Raw genomic sequence first — 22,063 nt, 5'->3', positions numbered from 1 at the left:
AAATTTGAAGGTATTTAGAAACCAGGAAACTGTATTTAATTTTTTAAAATCTTTTAACTTTCAATTAACCCCTTCCATAGACTCAACTTTTATTAAAGGAGGTGCATTAAAATCTTTCCAGAATCCCTCATCGTAAGTGACATCATAATCGTAAAGATCTGTTTCTCTTTTTACTTTCGGTAGATCAGTTTCGATCTTAGCTTCTTTTGTAGAAAGCACCTTAATATATCTTCGGGTTTTATTTACTAGTTGATTACGTATGGAAACCCTGTAATCATCGATAGAATTCACATGCCATTTACCACTTTTTGATTTGATGAAATCCACATATTGAATGGATTCCAGAAAGTAAAAGTGTTCAGGTTCTGCTTCCTTTTTTATATCATTTTGAAATGACTCATTTATAGCAATTATAGCATTATCTTTGACAGTAATATAGATAGACGTCTTATGATCAGGTCTTTGTTTTGATTCTAAAAGGAGGTGATAAGCCTCAAATCCGAGGAAATTTGATTTTCTTTTTAACGAAAACCTGAATTTTTTAAATACACTTTTATCCAGATATGTTTGGGTCCAGGCGAGGGAGTAAAGAACGTCAATACCATTTGCTCCATAAAAGCTTTGGTCATTATTGAAAACTGGTCTTTTCTGATAGACATAAAAATCAGGTTTTTTATGGTGGTTTTGAAATCCCTTAGAGCCCACTTTAGTCATTATTTCCAGTCTGCGCAATGGCTCATCATTCGACACAATATTTTCGTAATAGTAGATGTTTTTCGTGATGTCGCCTTTATAATAATTTCTGGTAAAATTCTCCTGGGCTGTCTTTAATATTTTCTTAGGATCAATCGCTCTGACCACTATTTCCATAAGAGTGTAGGTATTTTCCTCCAGGTAAATCGTTCTGGTATTTTTTGTTTTCTGAATGATAACCGGCTTATATCCTATGCAGGATATCAATATCGGAGAATTGGAATTCGTTTCAGAATAGTTCAATTGAAAATATCCCTGCTCGTTGGTGGAGGTGCTGATGTTCGAATTTTTTATATAAATGTGGGCATTAAAAACAGGAGTAGAATCTTTTTTAGCAAGTATCCGGCCTTTCCATTGAAGTTGGGTTTGGGAAACCACTGGAAAATGAATAATAAGGAAAAATAGAATCAAAGGGTATTTCATGGTTGTTTTTTTACTATCCGTATGGTTGAAGAGTTAGTATATCCTTGAATTAAATATTAAATACTTTTTTATTTCTTTAGAATGTATTCTTAGTCAAATATACATTTAGGATTTTTATAAACGTAAAAGTTTAAACTTCCTACAGGGTAATAGAAAGTTTCTTTTTATAAATTATCTGTAAAAAACAAAAGCCCCTATATCTAAGGGCTTTTGTTGTAGAAGTAGTTTGGTGCTATTTGAATTTATATCCTACCGAAATCTGAAATACACTATTGTTAGAATCCGGGTTTTCGCTTATCGTTGTGATGCCATAATTATATCGCATTTGCGCAAGTAGCCTGGAGCTTATATTGTAGCCAAATCCGATATTTAGCCCTAAATCAAAGCTGTTTGCATCTAATTCGGATGGGGGATATCCATTTTCATTGTAAACCACTTTATCTTCAACTAGAAATGATATTTGTGGTCCTGCTTCAATACTTATATAGTCTGTTAAATAATATTTTGCCAATATGGGAAAAGCCAGGTAATCTAATCTTACTTCCTGGGAATTGTCTATTTCAGAGCCTTGTCTGGAAAATAATATCTCTTGCTGAATGGAAAACTTTTCATTTACTCCAAATTCAACAAATCCACCTGCATGAAAAGTAAATAAGTTATTCCTATCAGCATCTCCACCGATAACGTTAGCAATATTAAGACCCGTTTTCAGTCCATAGCTGACATCCTGGGCATTAATTTTTGATGATAAACCTAATAAGGTAATGATTGATAAGATTATTAGTTTTTTCATGATAGATTTTATTTAAGTGTTTTTGCCGGATATTTCAAAAGCCATGCCAAAAACCTAAAATTCGATTAATTTAATTAGCTTTAAATATTGTTTTCAATGGCTTTTAAGGGGATATACACCGAATGGATAATGGCAGTTTTAATTAAAATGCTGACCAGGTTTTCTGAGAAAAACGGGTATTAAATAGTTGATTAGCTTGAACTTCGATAGATAAACAGTTATTATTAAAATCTTATCAACCAATTTTTTTATAATGCAGAAAGAAGAGGAGTTTAAAGTTCCGGCATGGTTAAAAAGGATACAGGAAGCCAGTTGGGAGCCGGAAATATTGATTTCAGGGATTGTACTTTTTGGACTATTTAAAATTTACCCCCTTATAGGTGATCTGAATTACTTCCTTGAAATGAATTCTTCGAAAATGTTCTCTAATGGGACAGTTAATGAGGTGTTCACTTCTATTTTAAAATTTGCCAATATCATTCTAATAATCGGCTTTTTAAGTCATATTTTACTTCGGTCTGTATGGGCGGCATTTGTGGGGTTAAGTTATGTGTACAAGTCTGGCATTAAATATCAAAAGTTAAATTATCCGGATAAATACCTGCGTCTGGTTGAGAAGTCAGGTGATTATCGTCGTCAAATAATTGCACTGGAGAAGGTTTGCAGTGTGATTTTCGCCTTCAGCTTTCTTGTATTTATGTGGCTGGTTGGGCTGAGTGTCTTTTTCTTAATTATAGCATCGGGAATCGGTATTTTTCAAACCATCTTTCCGGGTAATTATGACTATTCCGTCTTAAATTATACATTAATCACTTTTTTCATTATTGTATTTATTGATTTTATTAGTTTAGGTGGCCTGAGAAAAATCCCTTATACCAATAAAGTTTACTATCCGATCCATTTAGTAGCCAGTTGGTTAACCTTATCCTTTCTTTATAGAAATATATATTATGGATTAATTACAAATCATAAAAAATGGGTTATTAGCCTGATCTTAATAATCTTTAGTCTAGCTGCCTTTTTTTCAGTTCAATCATTGAATTCCAAAGGCTTTGTATTGGGTCGGGCTATTGCTCTGGTTCCGACTGATGAAAAGTACCGATTAGATGAAAATCAGTATCGAAGTGAAGTGGATGATGGAGTATATTCGAAGTATATGCATATAGGAGATTATGTCGTCGAGGAAGATTACCTTGAACTATTTATAGTCCACACTTCAAGATATGAGCAAAACTGGATCTTCCCGGCGTGTGATTATGAAAAATTCAAAGAGAATCCTGATATCAATCCTGATTCTTTAAAAATGAACTGCCTGGAAAAATTTTACGGAGTGGCATTAGATGGTAAACTGCTGGAAGACGATTTTGTATATCAAAGGAGGTCTCAAACAGGACAGGATGGATTATTATCTATTGTTGATATCTCACATTTGAAAAAAGGCAAACACAAGCTGGAACTATATTATGATTTTTACAACCAGGAGAAGGATACCATTTTTCATAATAAAGTAAAAGAATTAGTTTTTTATAAGGTTATGCAGAAGTAAATATTATGGGGTGATAAGTGAATATATCTTGCTAACGGCGCCCGCCACTGTCGCGCGTAGCGAAGCAATACGCGTATGCTGAGAATGTCAATTAATGAACTATGATTGATACGGATTAAAACAATGATTAACAGGATTTATTAATTCATTCTATCATCCTTTAATCTTGTGAATCGTAGTTCAGACTTATATTAAATTATAAATAAGATACAATCACTTTATTGAATGACTGTAATATAATCTCTGCTTTTCATTAAAAGCCCGGAGTTATTTTGAAGTTAAAATCCGGACAGCGTTGGCAGCGCAACCATTGAATGCTTACCCGAAGTCAATGCAGTGGCCAAAAACACGACCCCTGTTATTTTAGACGGGGTATTCGAAGAGGAGGAGATATTTAAAAGGCTTCTGCACTAGGCACCACAGCTGTGGGCATTGGCAGGCCTTACTTATGGGGGCTGGCAGCTTTTGGTCAGCCGGGAGTAGAAATGGTACTCAAAATACTAAAAGAAGAATTCAAACTGGTGATGCAGCAAACCGGGGTGAGTAAGGTAGGAGGGATTAATAGGAATTCATTAGTGAGGTGAAGTGAAGGTACAATAAAGCATTGCTAATTGCTGTTTAGCATTAAATATGAGTATTAATAAGTTTTTAGGCGTGAAAAATGATAAGTCTCACGTTAAAAGTAATTTGTTAATAATTCGTTGAATGCTTTCCTTTTTTAAAGCCATGTTTCCATATCAGGTAAATAATGGAAGCGACTATGGTTACTTTAAATAAAATTGCTGAGCCAATAATTAGTATTTCCATACTATTAAATTAATTCAGATTTATGAATTTTTCACAGCATAGTATTCAGTTAGTCGAAAGTAAACGTTTACTAACGGATAGAACGAAAAAGTAAATTCTTATAAAGCCAGTGAACCAGGATTGACTGGAATTGAAAAGGATGATGGGGTTTATATTATCCAATCATCTATAATTAAAGTAAATAAAAAGGTAGAATATTGCCCCTGACAAGTAATGGGAAAATAAATTTTTTATTTAAAATCACTATTATTTAAATTGGTTATTGTGAGGTGCTTATTGTTTTTCTGCCTTATTTGGATCTATATCTATAGAAATTGGCTTTGTTGCTTACCATTCTAATTTTTTAATTATTCCTACACATTTTTTTTTACTGAAAGCTTCCATTTGTGATTCTTCTTTTTGCGAGTTTATAGATGTTATTCCATAATTAACAGTTAAAATTAAACCTGCAATAAAGCTTAAAATTTGAAGTCCGGCTGGAATTTTTACATTTAGCCCATTTATGGTTATCGACTCTTCATTGCTGGAATCATTAGTTGAAGAATTCGATTCTTCAATGGTCTTAACATTTTTCATGGGTTGTAAACTACCAGTTAATGCCATAAGAGTCCAAATCCCAAATATTACCGATAAGATAAAAATTCCCCAGGCCCAGAAAATTGATGAAGAGTTTGAAATATTTGCGACTCCGATAATGTCTTTAGAAAATGTAATTGTCAGAGTGATAATCGCAGTTGATAAAGTAATCAACTGTTTTGAAGTATCAGCAGCAAAATCAAATGCTTTTTGTTCGTTCGGTTTCATTAGCAAAATGGCCAAAGTGGACAAATATTGGATTTAGCAGTTGAAAAACTTCTTGAATCCAGACTTTCATTTAAATTTCTTGAGCTGGCGTTAAAAGACATGTTTTCAACCAGAGTTTCTATATTTTTTCAGCAGTTAATCTGTCATCTGTCGAATCATATTCGGATGAAGACATTCGATCAACACCCTGGCTGATAAATGAAACCAAATCCGATTCAAGTTCTGATGTTATTTCAACTCCAAGTATACTTGCTTTTGTTTTAGCCTTTTGTAGAAGTCTATTTTTCAAATCTTCTCTCATAGCAATGTTTTTTGGGTGAGCATATCGATTAAATAACAGTTACTCAATAATTTTATCTTCAACATCATTAAGTATTTGAACCAAATACAGAGCAAAATGTCGACTATAAAGCAACGGTTGTCAGGAACTAAGATGTCATAGTCACAGATGTCCTAGCCTGAATACTGAAAATAGTTGTATCCAGAGAATTTTCAAACTGTTTATTTAATTAATCCATCACAAAATGTTCGCAAACCATTAGAAATGGACGTGAATGTTTAAAGAACTAACAATATGAGGTGAATTAGGATTGAAATGGATTAAAAAGATATCAGGATATTAATTATTCTATCACCCATTCTAATTCAGATAAAAGCCGAAAGAGGCTCCGAATTTAATGAAATAATTTATTATTACCGCTCATATTGCGAGGTGTAGGAGTGTTCCTCCCCACTTTCAAGGGTATATACCTGCTTCCAGCTTCGCTCCTCTATTATCGATTCAAAAACTCTTTCTACAGTATGGACTTTTATAGTCTCACCAGGTAATCCCTTCAGTTTTTGTAATAAAGACTCATTGATTAGATAATCTTTTCCGTAAAAATGCCAGAAGTTTTCACTCGAAGTATCTTCGATAGCAAGCCCCAGGATATCGGCTTTATTATCCTCATTCATGTAAACGTGCACCTGCAATTGATTAATTGGCAGTTCATACGCATTCGCTTCGTTTCTGTCTGTTATTTCCCAGCTAAACCTTCCATCAGGATGGTATTGAAAATCAAGTCCAAAAACTGGTTTCCTGCTATTTTTATTGCGACTTTTAATAAATGATATAAATATCCATATTAAGATTAATCCGGTATACAATTTAAAATTGAACTGGTCGTACCAGACAATGAACTCATTATTATCTTCTTCGGTGTACATACCATCTTCTTTGATCAGCCTGGTTTCCCGGGATTCATATCCACGGACGTCTTCCAGCAAAAGTTCATCTTTATGGTCGAATGCGCTGTATACCCGATGGGGAAGATAGTCTGAGCTATCAGCTAAAGAAGAACGCAATACTTTAATACCCATTTGAGGGTTGTCTTCTATCAATTCCTTCACCTTGCTGACATACTGGTTGTAAGATGGTTGACTCTCCCTGAATGTTTTGAAATATGGATTATAGTCCACATCGAATAGATAATCTCTTAGATCAAACAAACCATCCTGACCTTCTATTTTGAAGGTGACAAACTGCTCTACTTCAGGTTTATCACTAATAATGAATCTTATGGGCTTTCCCCTGAATAATGTATCTCCAACTTCGGTATCGGCTTTTATCTTTTCGACTTCGCTGATCCAATAGGCTGAATCATAAGTTGCAACGGTGTCTTGGATAAAGATGCCATTATAGTAATGCCTCCAAAGCTTAGAAAAATTTTCTTTTTCTTCTTCATCATAAATTGAAGAGAAGAAATCATAACTTCTAAAACTACTACCCTCAGTTATCACCCTTAAATTCCCTTTGATCCGTAGAAGATGATAAGGACCGCTAACCTTACCTCGGATAATTTCATATTTCTCATCAATTTCGCCTTGTGTAGGTCCCACAATAAAACAATACAAAGTCCAGCCGATAAGGACGATAATACCGAATACAAACCGTAGATAGTAAGAATTCATTTGTGTTAGTTTAAAAAATTCAGGATACGTTTTTTTAAGCAGGAATTGCGTCTAGCGGAATACTGGCTTCTTCTAGTTTATATTTTGGATCTATGGCATATAGTGAAGGCTTTACAGACTTAGTATCCACATCCTTTCCCTTAAAAGTATATTCCCCGTTATCAAGATCATAAATCAGTGTGGCTTCCTCATTGAAACCATAGTAAATAGTAGAATTTTTCAGCTTCACACTGCGTTCTTTTCTGTCTTGTACCTTAATTTTTCCTTCAGCTTCTAAGGTTTTCGACAGATCATCTTCCAGTATAGAGTAAAATGCGATTTGTCCTTTGGTGTCGTATAAATGGTATCGACAAAAACTTCCTTTAGCATAATAAAGGTCAAGACGTAAATCCTTGAAAGGAATCAATCCGATGTCTGCAATCGAGATGCCTTCTTCTTTTAGATAAATAGTAGCATTTGTTGAGTGCGTATTCTTTTTAAACATGCGGTATAGGATACTGAATAGCATACCAAAAATAATCAGTAGCTGCCAGCCATATTCTTTAATGTCTTCAATGCCATCAACCATAGAAAAGAAAAAGAAAAGTGCCCCAATACCAATCATCATTAAAACCACCTGAATTCCGCCAGAACCTTCTGACTCATCACCATTGGTTTGTGTGAAGTATTTAATTTTTTGATGGGGTTGAATTGATGGAGAAGTATTCATAAAAAAATGTAATTAGTTTGAATTCTAAAAAATGAAGTCAGGATATACTTAATTGGATACTTGTTGATCTGGATGCTGGAAAATCAATAGTTAAAAAAATCTGATTAGCGTTTTTATCTCAATGTAATCGAATATTTATACTGCTAAATAGGCAATTGTAACCTGTGCCAATTAAAGATCTATGATCAAACTATAATTGCTTTATTTTCAATTTAATGAGGCGGTTATTAAGTGAAATTTTTTTGATCACATTAAACTTAATCATTGTATTTGCAGTACTGTAAATAGAAATCATAAGTTATGAAAGATATTATAATTGTTGGGGGTGGATTGACAGGGTTGATTGCTGCATACAGGCTTAAACAAAAAGGAATAAATAATTTTTTAGTTCTCGAAGCACAAAACAGGTGGGGAGGAAGAATTGATACATTCAATCATAATAATCTTCCAATAGAACTAGGGCCTACCTGGGTGCATGCAGACCACACTGAATTGTTAACACTTTTAAAAGAAATTGAAATCCCGGTCTTCCCTCAATACAATAAAGGCATTGCAAGGTATGAGATGCATGGGCAGGTGCAGTCCTTTATTCCTCCCGAAGGTCAGGCTCCCAGTTACCGAATTGGAGGAGGTACCGAAAAGCTTACCGATCAGTTGAGTAAGCATCTTAATGAAGATCAGTTCCGGTTATCTACCTATGTTAGATCAATCACCAATCAGGATGGGGCACTTTTAATTAAAGACCGGGAAGGAAATGAATATTATGGGAAGAAAGTAATTGTCACCCTTCCGCCTCGGCTGATTGTTGAAAATATTTCTTTTGATCCTGAACTACCTGGTGACCTTCAAAAGCTGATGCATTCTACCTATACCTGGATGAGCAGTTATATCAAAAGTGCCATTGTCTATGATCAGCCTTTCTGGAAGGAAAAAGGATTCTCGGGTATGGCATTTAGTCAGGATGGACCAATGACTGAATTACACGATCACACAGATATAAATGATGATGGATATGCCCTTCAGGGCTTTGTGAGTCCCGATAAACAATATGTGAGCCTGTCAAAATCTGAAAGAGAAAAATTGATCATACGGCAGTTGGAAGGTCTTTTCGGTCCGGAAGCCGGAGACTATGCTGCGTATTATGAGAAAAACTGGAGTTCTGATCCGTATTCGGCTGTGCAGGGAGATCAGCTCATGCCATCGAAACACTTATATGGTCACGGATTATATCAAAAAAGCTATTTCGATGATAGGCTGATGTTTGCTTGTACAGAAACCGCTCCTCAGAGTGGAGGCTTCATGGAAGGAGCAGTGATAGCTGGTAAACTGGCTGCGGATTTTGCTGCTGGTTGAAGAGAATCACCTATTAATCCACAAATCCTGATTCAGACAAAAAAGCACAAGTTTAAACTTGCGCTGGTGGAACAAATATTATTGATATTATTTTGTTTTAGAATGACCGATTTTCAGACTCTGCATTTCATGAAAAAATTTGAAGTTGTCCTGCGGAAAACTTCAAACAACGAGGGATGAGGATTGATTTGTGAACTATATTTTGACCGTTGCTATTCTTGTAGTCCCAATTGGGTATACCTTTTTTCTAGTAATTCTTTATAGGCTGTTTTCATTTCCTTTGAAAGGAATGATCGGTTGATCCATTCGAATGCTTTTGATTTATTTTTTATCATTCTATTAAAGCTTCCTTTGACCTGTTTAGGAGTCAATCCAAGTTCATTCCCCAATTTTTCAAAGTGTTCCTTCTTAAGCTTTTTTTTCTTTCTAACCAGTGTCAGCGCAAGTTCTTCTGTGTCTTCCGGGAAGATTATACCGACATTTAACAAATCATAAGCAGGGGATAACACCCGTCCTGAAGGACCTTCGATCATTGAGAAGTTTTTCAGGTGCATATCGTTATTCCCGGTTAAAAAAGAAAAAATAGCCAGATCAAAGTAAAAAGTTTTGTCAAGTAACGTGTTGCTTGAATATTGACCTAGTGCTTTTCCAACTTTCTCCATAGAACTTTTGTATTTATCAAATGCCTCTGTGATTTGAAACATATCGAGCATGTGAATCTTAGAACCAGTATCTGTTCGATCAACTCGTTTCGTTATATATGAAAGTTCTCCTGATGCTAATCGACACAATGATGATAGGACTACCCGGATTCCAAAAGATTCTGCAATTCGCATGGTTACATGTACGTTTTCTGGCATTTCGGGAAATTTGTCAGAAGGGGGTTTAAATATATATTGTCCATCCAATGCCCCAACCACAGTTAACCTTGTGTCAGATTTTCCTTTGGTTTCTTTGACGATGGACATTGACAGTTTTGCCTGAACACCAGGAACAGCTACACTTCGTTCAACTACTTTTTTAGCAAGTTCATCCATTTGATTAATGGAATATTCAATTTCCGGAGGAGTTGGTGTTCCAAAGAATACCATGGAACATTTCTCATGAAAGTCATGTTCGTCTTTAATAGGTTCGTAACAATATAAACATCTATTTTCCATCTTCCTCTTCAATAGGTTTGACACTCACTGCACCAATACAATTTTGACAACAAGCAAGTAGTAATCCCATACGGTCATTTTTATTAATTTTCCAGTTTTCTGAAGCAATTTCTAATAACCATCCTTCTGGAATCAATCCTTCAAAAAATGGAAAAAGTCTTTTTTCGGTATAAGGTTTTGTTGTTACCGGCATTGTAAAGGTGATGAATTCATCTGGATGATCTTTTACGTACTCTTCATCATACTGAAATACATATTCACCATCATCCGTTTCTGTAATGATACCAGCTAAATAATCTTTATAAAATACTTTGCCCTGTCTCATTCATTTAGATTTTTACTATTTACAGGTGCTAGTTCATGTCCAAACATCTGAAGTACCAGGTTTACCTTATCCAAATTCAGATTGGTTTTACCCTGTTCGATTTTACGTATAACAGTGAGTGCGACTCCTGCCCGCTCAGCAAATTCTTCCTGAGTCAGGTTTACTTCCTTTCTTCGTTCTTTAACAAACTTTGCTAAATTCTGCATTATATGTAATTAAATATAATTCAGGTAAATATACATAAATTATATGTAATTAGATATAATAGTGTCTATATGATTGAAATTATATGCAATTAGATATAATATTATCCATTAAAACTCTTTTATATGCTTTTCAATATAGTCTAATTTGAGTTGGGGGGTATAAAAGCTCAAAATCAAACATTAACGCTAATCTAGGCCCTTTTTAAACCGTTTATTAACAACTATGGTGGAAAGTAAAACACAATGAACTAATGTCAGGTGGTGAACCACGATTGATCCGGATTTAAAAAACATTAACAGGATTATACACCATCCTATCATCCTTTAATCCTGTAAATCCTGATTCAGACAATTATTTACCCGACTCCTACCTTTTCCCAACTAATTCGGGATTGCTACAAATCAAATGGATTATTTCTTCAGATCCTTTTCTTAATCCTGCATAGAAATCACCATTTCGGAATTCAGGAATCATGGTGCTATCAATTATCTTTTTGGCTATTTCATCCCGGATAATTTGTTCAAGACCATATCCTACTTCGATGCGAACCTGTCTGTCATACCTGGCAAATGTTATTAGAATACCATCGTCATAATTAGCTCTTCCAATTTTGGCTATGGAGGCTATTTGAAGTGAAAACTCTTTAATTGTATGCCCACTTAATGAATCTATAGACAAAATAACAAGTTGAGAACCAATAGAGTCTTCCAAAGACCTCAGAAGTACGGTTAACTGACCTTCTTCTTTCTCGGTTAAGATATCAGCATAATCATTAACATAAGACTTTATTTCTGGTATATCCGGATTTGTTTGTTGATTATCATGCTGAGATTTGGCATTATACCCTGCTATGAGAAGGAGTGTTAAAAGTAAAATGTGTTTAAGGTTATTCATATATGTTTAGAAAATCTTATTTCTAATATTTCTCTCTATCAAGAGTGTAATTATAAGGGTTTTCAGAATCTAGTTCTCCATCGTGATAGATTAAAAAATCAAGGTGTTTTGAGTCAGAAGAGATTTCAATTTTATCTATTCCAGTTAAGCAAAGGTGGTCGATATGAAGGACTTCCTTGTCAAATATGCCAAATTTAGTCTGTGTGATATGTATATTTTCCCCGCAGGCCAGAAATCCACCGGTAGTAACAACTATATTTCTTTGATCGTCAAATTTATCTTCATATACCACCCGGTCGGTTGTAAAAGTTATAACACCCCAGGCAACTAAAGGAATGAGAAAGAGGACTGTCAATAATTTCTTTTTAGTGTTTTTGAGGAGAGTGAAAAACAAGATTGCCGAAACTAAAAATGACCAGGAGATTGCTTGAAAGGTGTAATTCCCCTTTAGGTTATAACCAAAAAACCTGAACACTGTAAAAATCAAAAACAAAATAGTCGTAGCCACCAATATCCGCATTACCGCTTTCTCCGCTTTTGGAAACCTCCTTTTTGTCAGAAGCGGAACGCAGTTGAGAGCAATGATAAGGCCTATGAGGATTAATATTGGTGTCATTTATTTAATGTGAGGAAGGCGATTAATGCTTTGGCCAATTTAATCATATTTCAAATCCCCTATACAAAATAGGGAGTATTGTTTGATGCTTAGGGTTTCTAAATATGATATCTGGAGCATCAAATGGTAAAATTGATGTTCTTCTTTTTTGGAAGACCTCAAAAGATTATTCGCCAATTCAATTTGCTCTAAATTATGAGGTTTTTTAGCATTTAATTTCGAAGAGATAGTGTCTAGATAGATTGATACATTTTCGAAATTATTTTTTTTGTGAAAATCCAAATTGAGTTTATCAATCTTCAATTCACTACGTAATTCAAATATACTTTCAGCTTTAGATAGTGTTTGAGGGTCTCTTTTACGATTACCAGATTCATGTACAGTCCTTCTCAGGAGCGCTAATGATTGGTTATTCCGGTCTTCATTGAGTAAGATCTGGTTTTTAATACTTTGGTGTTCAGCTTTGGAATTACAACCAAATACAAACAGTAGAATTAATAAATATGGGATAAAGTTTGTTTTCATTGAATTGAGGTTAACCTGTCATCTTTTAATCTTATAAATCTTCATTGAGATAAAAAGTATAATACTAATCTAGTTCTAGCGAAATGCCCTTGATAGAATTTGATTAAGGAATTATTCTAGCTCTTCAAATCCTATCTCTTTTAATAGTTCAAATGTAGAATCGTATAAATCTGGATTTCTAGTTTCATCTTCTGGGTCACCATGAGGTATAAATAAAACCATTCCTTGTCGTGCCCTTGTAAGTAAAACCCGATAGGCATTTATTAAATACTCAATCATTATTGGACTATTTACATTTTGCCATTTGGTGCCTTTAAATTTCTTGTAATTCCATTTTCCATCTTTAAAATAGAAGTCAATGTCCCAAGCTATACACGTCCAGTCTAATTCTAAACCTTGAATATCAAACTCTGTGGCAACTTCTTCCAAAAAATAAGAGGAACGAATATCATCTTTTGGATTTAAAAACCATACTGGAGCATTAATTTTTGCTTTGACATTCAATCCGTGTGGTCTTAATCTATAAGCGCCTGATGAAGCAAGAACTCCAAAACGCTCACTTCCTCGTGCAGTGCTTTTTAACCAATTTTTAGCTTTTTCAAAATCACGTGTTAAGACAATTGGATAGTTCTTTTTGAGTGAGCTATAAATACTCTGTGCTTTATTTATATCTAAATCAATGATTAATTGTATTAAATCAGAGAGTTTCTCAGCACGAAATGATCTTACAGATACCGCAAGATGTAATTCATCTTTAGATTGAGTATTGAGCTTATCAATTTGGTTTATGACTACATCGTCTTTTAAATAATTTTTGTCTTCAACAATTTTTGATGAATAATATAAATCCCATTCATCAAATCTATTTTCAAAAGCTCTAAACCATTCTTCTAAGCCAGCTTCGCCAGTATTAATTTCTTGCCCGCCCCCAATTAAACATATAATTGTACACCAATCTTTATGTCTATCCATAACCTCAATCAAAAATTCAGGTTCTGACATATTAAAATTAGCTCTTCCTTTTTTCTGCTGCATAAACTTTGAAGCTTGCTCTTTAGTCCAAGCCCTTTGCGCCTCATCAAAAACAGCAACTTTTTCAATTGGAGGTTCATTAGTTCTTAATGCATCATCTCTAAAATGATGAATGTTCTGAATAAACGATTTCACTTGAGAATCTGCTTTTTTCTTAAGTAATCTTTCACCAGATTCTTTTGCTTCTAAAACTTTGTCTCGAGCTAAGGCTTCCTTAAGGACATCTACAAGGGGACCATTTCCAGATAGAAATACAGCATGTTCATCTTCAGCAATTTTAGTTCTTAAACTTGCGATATTAAGACCAGCAAGAGTTTTTCCGGCACCTGGCACACCTGTAACAAAACATATGGATTTTCTGCTATTATTTTTAGAATAATCGATAATGTCAGAAATACAATTAGCAGTGATTGATAAGTTTTTTGCACCTGAATCAGACCGTGAAATTTCTTTTACATTATGGCCTTTATATAAAGCCTGGGCGGCTTCAATGATTGTAGGCGTTGGTTTGTATAAAGAATCTGCCCAATCAAAGCCATTAACTAGATTTCCATTTGATCTAATTAAAGCTTCTACAATAGTTTTTCTTAGATTAGTTTCAGTAGCTAATAAGGGTTCATATAAATCATCCTCAAATTTTATGAATTCAGTTTTTAAGTTTGGACCATTAGTCGCTACTAAAATTGGAATTAGTTTTCTATGATGACTACCTTCATGGAAATTTTTTAAATCCAAAGAATAATCAATGACTTGTTCAATGGCATAATTATCAAAAGTAGTTGAACCAACCTTAAATTCAATTACAAAAATTAAGTCGTTAATTATTACTACATTATCGACTCGCTTCCCCATTCTCGGAATCGCAAATTCAAAGAATACAAATCCAGATAAATTATTTAAGGTTGATTTTAAAATTGATATTTGTTGCCTCCAAGCATTTTTTTGTAAGTCCTCCAACGAATGATTATGAGAAATTGTAAGGTCTCCAATAATACTTGAATCATCAGTATTTAGAAAATTGTTTATTGTATCTGAATAATAAGCTCTATTCATATGGGGTAGGCTCTCTACAGCTCAATTTGAAAGTATTTTTCTTTATTAATTCTTATTAATGAAATATAGTAACCAATTAATTATTCTAATTTTCAAATCTTTTAACTATTGCTAATTAGCGATAATAATATGATTGAATCAAAAAATAATCCATAAAAAAAGGAAGCGTTACCGCTTCCTCCTAACTCCAACTTTTTCTTGTTATATCATTTAATCAATAAGTTCTTTGTTAATTATTTCTTCCAGGGTGTTTTTTGGTAATGCTCCGGCCTGCATCATTGGCTGTTTTTCCTTCGGAATGAATAGCATACTCGGAATGCTTCGGATCTGAAATACTGCTGAGAGTTCTTCCTCGGCCTCCGTATCGACTTTGTAAATATTTACTTTGCCGTCGTACTCTTCTGAGAGTTCTTCTAAAATCGGGGCGACCATTTTACACGGTCCGCACCAGTCGGCATAAAAGTCGATTATCGCAGGAACATCTCCCTTGTAATTCCATTCTTTGCCTGTTGTATAATCAAATATTTCTTCCTTGAATTTGTCGGTTGTTAAATTTATCGTCGCCATAACATGATCGTTTTTTACAAAATTACTCTTCAAAGAGCTTAGTATATGTAACTATGATCACATCGGAAATGTTCAATAGTTGCTTAAATAAATGCAAATTCATTTATAACTGTCCTTCGTCAACATTTCCTTTGTTATTGGTTTTGATATATTCCTTGGTTTCGACATTAAGACAGGTCAGCCATCCACCACCGTGTGCAAAGGTGTCGATGCAGATCGTATGGCCAAAGTCAGCGATTTCGCCGTCTTTCCTGGAGGTATGTCCGCAAATCACTGTTTTTGAAGCGTCGTATTCTTCCGGTTGTTCGTATTTTTTCCAGAACAGGTGGAAGTCATCCTGTTCTTTGGGTTTCTTTCCCGGTTCTAATCCGGCATGGACAAAGATGTGATCACCTTTTTCGTAATAAGGCAGGCAGGATTCGAGAAATTTCCAGTGTGAATTATCGATTTCCTTTACCCATTTCTGATAGTTTTTGATGTTATAGGATTCCAAGGTGCTTTTGCCACCAGATTCAAGCCAGTCTTTTAATATTTTAGGCCCTTCCATCGCATTGAGCATCATGATCTCGTGGTTTCCAAGGATGAACTTAAAATTGTAGTCTTTATCCTTCGAGATCAGCCAGTCAATCACCCCTTTGCTATCCGGACCCCGGTCGATATAGTCTCCCAGGAAAACAACCAGGTCATCTTTTTTTATGGTATTCTGATCAAAGAGGGTGGTTAGTGCTTTCAGACTGCCATGTATATCTCCTATTGCATATGTCGCCATGTTTTTCCTGGTTAGTTATTGTTTTTAGTCAATCTGTAGTATCGGACAGGTAATTTAAATTTCTTCGTCTTCCGGGGTTCGCTGTTTATCGTAGTCTTCGAGGTCTTTGATGTCGGTCTTTTCCCAGAATTTTACTTTTGTTATTACTGCGGCTCTCGCTACAATATGTGCGGCAAGGGGAGCAATAAGAAATATGAAAAACATAATGGCAATGATTTCAATAAATACCATTATGTCGTTATAGTGAAATGCCACCCCGACAAGAATGAGAAATACTCCCAGAACTACAGACTTCGTACTGGCGGAGTTCCGTATATAAAAATCAGGTAATCTGATCATTCCTATTGCTGAAATCAGCATAAATACTGCACCGATCAGGATAAATATGGAACTTAAAATATCATTCATTTTCTCGATTTTTATCTCGTTTCTGAACCAGGTAATAGGCAAAAGTCATCGTCCCCACAAAGGCCACGAGCGACATGGTCAATGCAACGTTTAAATAGGTCTTTTCTTCAGCAAGCACTGAATAAATGGCTAGTATTGCCAGCAGGTTTGCCGAAAAAACATCCAGCGAGATGACACGGTCTGGTAAACTGGGCCCCAGGATAAACCGTATCAGTGTTAAGATCATGCTTACACTGATAATTGCTATGGCTATATATGCTGATAGTAGAAAAAAACTCATTGATAATGTCGCCTGGTTATTTTTAAAATTTTCTTTTCAAATCCATCTTTTATTTGTCTTCTCAGCCGTTCTTTATCTCCCGATTTGACATACAATTCATGAATGTACAAAGTCTTGCGATCCCTGGAAACATCGATGCTCAACGTGCCGGGTGTTAAGGTGATGAAATTGGCAAGTAATGTTATTTCCAGGTCTGTTTTTGCTTCCAGTGGAATTGCCACCACAGCCGGTCGCATGTGGTCGGTAGGCGTAACCACTTCATAGGCTACCCTTCCGGATGCGATGAGAAGTTCTTTAAAGTAAAAGAGTATCAGAGCACCGATCTTCGGGGTTTTATAAAAGGCTTTTTTGTTGTAAAAGAAGGAAATCAGCCAGAGAGCGACATTCCAAATGATAAAAACAAGTAAAACCATAAACCCCGATGAAGGAATTTCCGGATAGATCCTGAGTGTAAACCAGGTCATCAGGGCAGTAAGTATGAGGTTTATTATAATGTACATATTATTTATAATTCGTTTTTAACACAGCATCAACATAAATTGAAGGATTCAGCAACTGCTCGGCAGCTTCTTGTGAAAATGTGCTGAGCAGATCGGGAAAAAAGCTAAGCAAAAGCGTAAAGGCGGCCAGGAAAGCAGAAGACAGGATCATCGCATATTTTGACTTGAATAATGACCTGCCGTCGTACCTGATTTCTTTTTTATATTTAGCAGGGGCCGGAGACCAGAAGACTGATCGCCATATTTTTGACATGGAAAATAATGTCAGAAATCCCACTAATAAGGAGACCGCTACGATGAAATATTGCTCCAGTTCCAAACCGGCTTTTGCCAGAATAAATTTACCCCAAAACCCTGAAAGGGGAGGAATTCCGGCAAGGGAAAACGCAGAGATCACAAACAATAAGGTCACAAACGGGAATAAATTATACACGCTGCCCAGCTTTTTGAGCTTATAATATCCGTTGGTCTCTTTTATAATTCCACTGATTAAAAACAGGTTGGTTTTTACCAGTATATGGTGAATGATATAAAATATTGATCCCGCCAATGCCAGTGGAGTAAACAGGGCCAGTCCCATCACCATATATCCGATCTGACTGACGATGTGAAATGACAGCACTTTTCGAATGTCGTTTTGTGCAATCGCTCCCATTACTCCAAAAAACATAGTCAATCCGGACACCACCAGCAAGAAGGTATGGGTAAGCGGAATATCATAAGTATAAAGTAGGGTAAAAAGCGAATCAGCGCATATACACCCACTTTGGTAAGCAACCCGGCCATTAGTCCGGCAATCGACATGGGTGGAGTCGGATAGGAGGCAGGCAACCATGAAAACAGCGGAAATAACGCTGCTTTAATACCAAAACCCATAAAAAAGAATACTCCGGCCACCGTGATCAGACCTTTGTCCGGATGATTGGGAATAATGGTTGCCAGCTCGGCCATATTTAAGGCACCGGTTAATCGGTATAAAATACCCACCCCGGTCAATAAGAATCCTGATGAAATAAAACTGAGTATCACATATTTAACTGCGCCCTCGAGTTGTGCCTTTTTATTTCCCAGCACGATCAATACAAAAGAGGATACCAGCATCACCTCAAACCAAACATAAAGGTTGAATATGTCACCGGTAAGAAAAGAACCGCAAACACCAAACATCATTGCGATCAATACGGGGTAGAAACCAAATTTCTTTCGTCTTTTAGATATTTCCTGGGTAGAATAGAAGGCAATTGCAAAGGCAATGATCGCTGAAATAAGCACCATAATTGCGGCCAGCATATCTGCCACCAGGGTGATGCCATAAGGAGCCGGCCAACCGCCGATCTGTACTACCTGGATTCCGTTTTTATAAACGTCTACCAATAAGGCTATGGCGGAAACAAAAAACAATGTGATAGCAGTAATTGCAATCCCAATCTGAATTTTATAAAGATTCCAGAACAGTATGCAGAACACAAATCCTGCAATGAGTATCCATAAGGGAAATAATATCGTCGGGATATCTGACATAAAAAATTAATCTATTTTATCAGTTGTGTTTAATTCGTCCAGATCTTCGGTGCCTAAGTTTTGATATACTTTCTTTAAAAGAACAATGACAAAAATTTGCACACCAATACTGATGACGATGGCCGTTAGGGTCAGTGCCTGGGGTAACGGGTCAGCGATACCTTCTGATGCTTGCTGGGCTGATAAGATCGGAGGAGAATCCTTGGTAATGCCACCCACAGTAAAAAGAAAAAAGATCGTGGCATAACCGAAAAGGATCACCCCGATGATCAGCTTAAAAAAGCTTTTCTGAAACATCAGGTAGACACTGGCTGTAAATAATATTCCCACTATTAATGATATAATCAGGTTCATATTGATTATTCTTCAGTTAATAAAAAGGTGATTTGCAGTACGACACCAAAAACCACAAAGAAAACTCCGATATCGAAAAATATTGGACTTCCCAATTTTCCGATAAATGGTAATTTTTCTTCCACCCAGACCGGGGTCATATAGGGTTCGAAATTAAATACGGCAAACATTCCGCTAATAAATGCCAGTAGGAGTCCCAATCCGGCAATTAGCCTGGGATTTATTCTGAAATTTTTTGTCGTGTAATCATATCCGAAAACCATGGAATGAATCATGAATGGTATCGCAGCGATCAGTCCGGCGATAAATCCTCCACCGGGTTTATCATGCCCCTGAAAAACATATAGATCGCAAAAGCAATAAATAGCGGGACAAGAATCCTGAGTATTGTAGCTACTATTAATGTTCTCATATTTTTCGCTTCTTGTATTGAACTCTTAACAGGGCAATAATCCCTATCATCGTAATGGTCAGCACGGTGATTTCACCGAGGGTATCGAGTGCTCTGAAATCAACCAGAATAACATTCACTGCATTTTCTCCCTTACCCTCAGAGATACTTTTTTCCAGGAAAAAGGTCTTTAGATCAGAATCTTTTTCATAATTCAGCATCGTATAGGATATAAAAGTCATGATCGACCCGAATACTACTGCTATCGGTAAATATTTTCTATGTGACTTAAGTCGTTTGAGTGTATAAGCTGGTAGCTTATGCAAGATCAGAATCAGCAGGATTAGCGTCAGGGTCTCTGCCAGGAATTGAGTGATGGCTACATCCGGCGCACTAAAAAGAGTATAGGCCAGGGCAATGCTGTACCCGATTATGCCAAAGGTAGCTGTAACGATCAACCGTGATTTGGTATTAAAAAGAATGATTACTGCAATTGTAATCAGGGAAATTATCACTATTTCATAGATCTCCATCCCTTCGGTAATGGCCTCCAAAGCCGGTAAAAAGAGGAGGTTCTCTTTGATAAGAACAAGGATAATGATTATCGAAAAGGTCATGATGACCATGGAAACATAGTTTCTCAGATAGCCATTCTGTACGATATCGGTGAGAACCCTGGAGGAGGTACCAATGCCCTGAATGGTTTTATCATACCAGAAATCAGCTTTAAGCAATTCTGGTTTGGTGAATTTTATTAACGTTTTCCGAATGAAATATATTCCCACCCCGGTGAAGATTGTAAGCACACTTAGTAATAACACAAAGTTGAATCCATGCCATAATTTCAATTTCATCGATGGATCAGCCGGGTAAATGCTTACGGAAGCCCATTTCAATAATGGTTCGACACTAACTCCGGGAATAAGACCCATGATAAAACCACCTGTTGCAAGAACCAGGGGAGACAGAACCATTAGGAATTTAGCCTCTGATATCTTTTTATCGTGTAATTTTCCTTTTACCAGTAAAGCATTATAGACTACATCAATAGATATTGCTGTGAATAATGCGCCGGCGATAAACAGAAGGACCAGGTAAACAGTGGCTAATGGTTCATTGGAATGATATAGCACCTCATAGAGTGATTCTTTACCAACAAAACCGATAAATGGGATAATCCCTGCCATCGAAGCAAAACACAACGTTAATGCTATTGAAGTATAGGGCATCTTCCTGGATAGGTCCGAAAGCTGAGAGACATTCCGGGTTCCGGCCTGGTGGTCAATACTTCCGGCGGTGAGAAACAATCCACCTTTGTATAGGGCATGAGCCAATACGTAAAGAATTACGGCATTAAAGGCTTCTTTTCCTCCTGCACCGGTCATCATAAAGAATATTCCCAGTGCACTAATGGTAGTATAGGCCAGGATCCTTTTCAGATCATCCTCCTGAAAAGCTTTAAAAGCACCAAAGGTCATTGTTACCGCACCGGTTATGCCAATTAAATATCCCCATAGAGGAATATCCTGGAAGATCGGGTTTAAGCGAAAGATCAGGTAAACACCCGCTTTAACCATGGTAGCCGAGTGCAGGTAGGCGCTTACCGGTGTTGGTGCGGCCATCGCATTTGGTAACCAAAAATGAAGTGGAAACTGGGCCGATTTTGATATCGCACCGATGGCAATGAGTACCAGTGCTGCAGGAGCCAGGCTGCTATCAACGATTTTATCTGAGCTATTGAGTATTTCAACAAGGTTAAAACCGCTATTCGTAATGATTTCCAGGAAAATAAATCCTGCCATTAAGGCGAGTCCGCCACCTGCTGTAACGAGAAGCGCTTGCCTGGCAGCTCTTCTTGATTCCTCTTTATGGGCGTTAAATCCAATTAAAAGAAAAGAACTAAAGCTTGTGAGTTCCCAGAATATAAAAAGACTTATGAGATTCGAAGATTGTACCAGCCCGAGCATTGATCCCATAAAAAACAGGAGGTATCCGAAAAATCGGTTTCTTTGTTTGTATTCCTCCATGTATTTGAAAGAATACAAGAGTACCAGGAGCCCGAAAATGCTGATCAACAAGGTAAAAAACAAACTCAGTCCATCGATGTAAAAGGATAAATGGATGTTGAGTGAATCTACCCAGGCATGGTAAAAAGTAAAGGTTTCTCCACCGGAAACAGGTGCGATAAAAGTGCAGTAGTAAATTATTATTCCCAGCGTTAATGCTGAGAGAATTACCTGTATTCCTCTTTCAAACTTTTTATAAAAGTATGAGGTGATTAAACTGGCTAAAAAAATTAGAAAAATTGAAATGAGCATTAGGC

25 protein-coding genes and 1 pseudogene are annotated in these 22,063 nt (G+C 36.1%); 3 read left to right on the top strand and 23 right to left on the bottom strand.

Annotated features, from left to right (window positions below):
* Positions 1 to 60: 60 nt before the first annotated feature.
* Both DCC35_RS18125 and DCC35_RS18120 read right to left on the bottom strand, forming a co-directional pair.
* Positions 61 to 1,176, bottom strand: a complete 1,116-nt coding sequence (locus DCC35_RS18125; protein ID WP_137092133.1) for a carboxypeptidase-like regulatory domain-containing protein — start codon at positions 1,174 to 1,176, stop codon at positions 61 to 63.
* Positions 1,177 to 1,408: 232 nt separating this feature from the next.
* Positions 1,409 to 1,969 carry a porin family protein gene (locus DCC35_RS18120; RefSeq protein ID WP_137092132.1) on the bottom strand — a complete coding sequence of 187 codons (561 nt, stop codon included), beginning with the start codon at positions 1,967 to 1,969 and terminating at the stop codon, positions 1,409 to 1,411.
* Between the two features lie 253 nt (positions 1,970 to 2,222).
* Here DCC35_RS18120 and DCC35_RS18115 point away from each other — a divergent pair, with 253 nt between their 5' ends.
* Both DCC35_RS18115 and DCC35_RS21060 read left to right on the top strand, forming a co-directional pair.
* Entirely contained in the window at positions 2,223 to 3,515 is a 1,293-nt protein-coding gene (locus tag DCC35_RS18115; protein WP_137092131.1) for a hypothetical protein, read from the top strand.
* A 410-nt stretch (positions 3,516 to 3,925) separates the two neighbouring features.
* Positions 3,926 to 4,099, top strand: a pseudogene (locus tag DCC35_RS21060) (alpha-hydroxy-acid oxidizing protein); the annotation flags it as partial.
* A gap of 550 nt (positions 4,100 to 4,649) precedes the next feature.
* On the opposite strand, the gene DCC35_RS18105 reads toward DCC35_RS21060, so the two are convergent.
* From DCC35_RS18105 to DCC35_RS18090, 4 genes are all read right to left on the bottom strand, one after another.
* Entirely contained in the window at positions 4,650 to 5,126 is a 477-nt protein-coding gene (locus DCC35_RS18105) for a hypothetical protein (protein ID WP_137092130.1), read from the bottom strand.
* 118 nt (positions 5,127 to 5,244) lie between these two features.
* The gene (locus DCC35_RS18100) at positions 5,245 to 5,427 is read right to left on the bottom strand and encodes a hypothetical protein (RefSeq protein WP_137092129.1); all 183 of its coding nucleotides are present in this window, start codon (positions 5,425 to 5,427) and stop codon (positions 5,245 to 5,247) included.
* A gap of 392 nt (positions 5,428 to 5,819) precedes the next feature.
* Positions 5,820 to 7,076 carry a hypothetical protein gene (locus DCC35_RS18095; protein WP_137092128.1) on the bottom strand — a complete coding sequence of 419 codons (1,257 nt, stop codon included), beginning with the start codon at positions 7,074 to 7,076 and terminating at the stop codon, positions 5,820 to 5,822.
* Positions 7,077 to 7,110: 34 nt separating this feature from the next.
* Positions 7,111 to 7,785, bottom strand: coding sequence for a hypothetical protein (locus tag DCC35_RS18090; protein WP_137092127.1), 675 nt, complete (start codon positions 7,783 to 7,785; stop codon positions 7,111 to 7,113).
* 300 nt (positions 7,786 to 8,085) lie between these two features.
* On the opposite strand from DCC35_RS18090, the gene DCC35_RS18085 reads away from it, so the two are divergent.
* Entirely contained in the window at positions 8,086 to 9,138 is a 1,053-nt protein-coding gene (locus tag DCC35_RS18085) for a flavin monoamine oxidase family protein (protein WP_137092126.1), read from the top strand.
* Positions 9,139 to 9,350: 212 nt separating this feature from the next.
* Here the strand turns inward: DCC35_RS18085 and DCC35_RS18080 are convergent, their stop codons facing one another.
* From DCC35_RS18080 to mbhE, 17 genes are all read right to left on the bottom strand, one after another.
* Entirely contained in the window at positions 9,351 to 10,298 is a 948-nt protein-coding gene (locus DCC35_RS18080; protein ID WP_137092125.1) for a HipA domain-containing protein, read from the bottom strand.
* Complete coding sequence (locus DCC35_RS18075) at positions 10,288 to 10,623, bottom strand: HipA N-terminal domain-containing protein (RefSeq protein WP_137092124.1); 336 nt, start codon at positions 10,621 to 10,623, stop codon at positions 10,288 to 10,290. The genes DCC35_RS18080 and DCC35_RS18075 overlap by 11 nt, the downstream gene beginning before the upstream one ends.
* A complete protein-coding gene (locus tag DCC35_RS18070) occupies positions 10,620 to 10,829 on the bottom strand; it encodes a type II toxin-antitoxin system Y4mF family antitoxin (RefSeq protein WP_137092123.1) in 210 nt (69 codons plus the stop codon). The genes DCC35_RS18075 and DCC35_RS18070 overlap by 4 nt, the downstream gene beginning before the upstream one ends.
* Before the next feature lie 367 nt (positions 10,830 to 11,196).
* On the bottom strand, positions 11,197 to 11,724 hold the full coding sequence (locus tag DCC35_RS18065) for a TPM domain-containing protein (RefSeq protein ID WP_137092122.1): 528 nt from the start codon (positions 11,722 to 11,724) through the stop codon (positions 11,197 to 11,199).
* A 22-nt stretch (positions 11,725 to 11,746) separates the two neighbouring features.
* On the bottom strand, positions 11,747 to 12,340 hold the full coding sequence (locus tag DCC35_RS18060; RefSeq protein ID WP_137092121.1) for a hypothetical protein: 594 nt from the start codon (positions 12,338 to 12,340) through the stop codon (positions 11,747 to 11,749).
* A gap of 39 nt (positions 12,341 to 12,379) precedes the next feature.
* Positions 12,380 to 12,865 carry a hypothetical protein gene (locus DCC35_RS18055; RefSeq protein ID WP_137092120.1) on the bottom strand — a complete coding sequence of 162 codons (486 nt, stop codon included), beginning with the start codon at positions 12,863 to 12,865 and terminating at the stop codon, positions 12,380 to 12,382.
* Between the two features lie 111 nt (positions 12,866 to 12,976).
* Positions 12,977 to 14,950 (bottom strand): DUF2075 domain-containing protein, encoded by a 1,974-nt coding sequence (locus DCC35_RS18050; RefSeq protein ID WP_137092119.1) that lies wholly within the window; start codon positions 14,948 to 14,950, stop codon positions 12,977 to 12,979.
* 210 nt (positions 14,951 to 15,160) lie between these two features.
* Positions 15,161 to 15,517: a thioredoxin gene (gene trxA / locus DCC35_RS18045; RefSeq protein ID WP_137092118.1), complete on the bottom strand. Its 357-nt coding sequence runs from the start codon at positions 15,515 to 15,517 to the stop codon at positions 15,161 to 15,163.
* Positions 15,518 to 15,620: 103 nt separating this feature from the next.
* Entirely contained in the window at positions 15,621 to 16,286 is a 666-nt protein-coding gene (locus DCC35_RS18040; RefSeq protein ID WP_137092117.1) for a metallophosphoesterase family protein, read from the bottom strand.
* A 54-nt stretch (positions 16,287 to 16,340) separates the two neighbouring features.
* Positions 16,341 to 16,694 (bottom strand): monovalent cation/H(+) antiporter subunit G, encoded by a 354-nt coding sequence (gene mnhG, locus DCC35_RS18035; protein WP_137092116.1) that lies wholly within the window; start codon positions 16,692 to 16,694, stop codon positions 16,341 to 16,343.
* Positions 16,687 to 16,974, bottom strand: a complete 288-nt coding sequence (locus tag DCC35_RS18030) for a monovalent cation/H+ antiporter complex subunit F (protein WP_137092115.1) — start codon at positions 16,972 to 16,974, stop codon at positions 16,687 to 16,689. The genes mnhG and DCC35_RS18030 overlap by 8 nt, the downstream gene beginning before the upstream one ends.
* On the bottom strand, positions 16,971 to 17,474 hold the full coding sequence (locus DCC35_RS18025) for a Na+/H+ antiporter subunit E (protein WP_217495882.1): 504 nt from the start codon (positions 17,472 to 17,474) through the stop codon (positions 16,971 to 16,973). The genes DCC35_RS18030 and DCC35_RS18025 overlap by 4 nt, the downstream gene beginning before the upstream one ends.
* Before the next feature lies 1 nt (position 17,475).
* Positions 17,476 to 18,159, bottom strand: a complete 684-nt coding sequence (locus DCC35_RS21630) for a proton-conducting transporter transmembrane domain-containing protein (protein ID WP_262710394.1) — start codon at positions 18,157 to 18,159, stop codon at positions 17,476 to 17,478.
* Positions 18,147 to 18,995: a proton-conducting transporter transmembrane domain-containing protein gene (locus DCC35_RS21625; protein WP_262710355.1), complete on the bottom strand. Its 849-nt coding sequence runs from the start codon at positions 18,993 to 18,995 to the stop codon at positions 18,147 to 18,149. The genes DCC35_RS21630 and DCC35_RS21625 overlap by 13 nt, the downstream gene beginning before the upstream one ends.
* Before the next feature lie 6 nt (positions 18,996 to 19,001).
* The gene (locus DCC35_RS18015; RefSeq protein WP_137092114.1) at positions 19,002 to 19,349 is read right to left on the bottom strand and encodes an NADH-quinone oxidoreductase subunit K; all 348 of its coding nucleotides are present in this window, start codon (positions 19,347 to 19,349) and stop codon (positions 19,002 to 19,004) included.
* Between the two features lie 5 nt (positions 19,350 to 19,354).
* Positions 19,355 to 19,714, bottom strand: coding sequence for an MnhB domain-containing protein (locus DCC35_RS18010; protein WP_246070261.1), 360 nt, complete (start codon positions 19,712 to 19,714; stop codon positions 19,355 to 19,357).
* A gap of 43 nt (positions 19,715 to 19,757) precedes the next feature.
* Positions 19,758 to 22,058 carry a hydrogen gas-evolving membrane-bound hydrogenase subunit E gene (mbhE, locus tag DCC35_RS18005; protein WP_137092112.1) on the bottom strand — a complete coding sequence of 767 codons (2,301 nt, stop codon included), beginning with the start codon at positions 22,056 to 22,058 and terminating at the stop codon, positions 19,758 to 19,760.
* Positions 22,059 to 22,063: the final 5 nt, after the last annotated feature.

Origin of the sequence: Mangrovivirga cuniculi (assembly GCF_005166025.1) — a bacterium.
GTDB lineage: Bacteria > Bacteroidota > Bacteroidia > Cytophagales > Cyclobacteriaceae > Mangrovivirga > Mangrovivirga cuniculi.
Note: the sequence above shows the minus strand (reverse complement) of the source record. Positions and strands in the feature narration are given on the sequence as shown.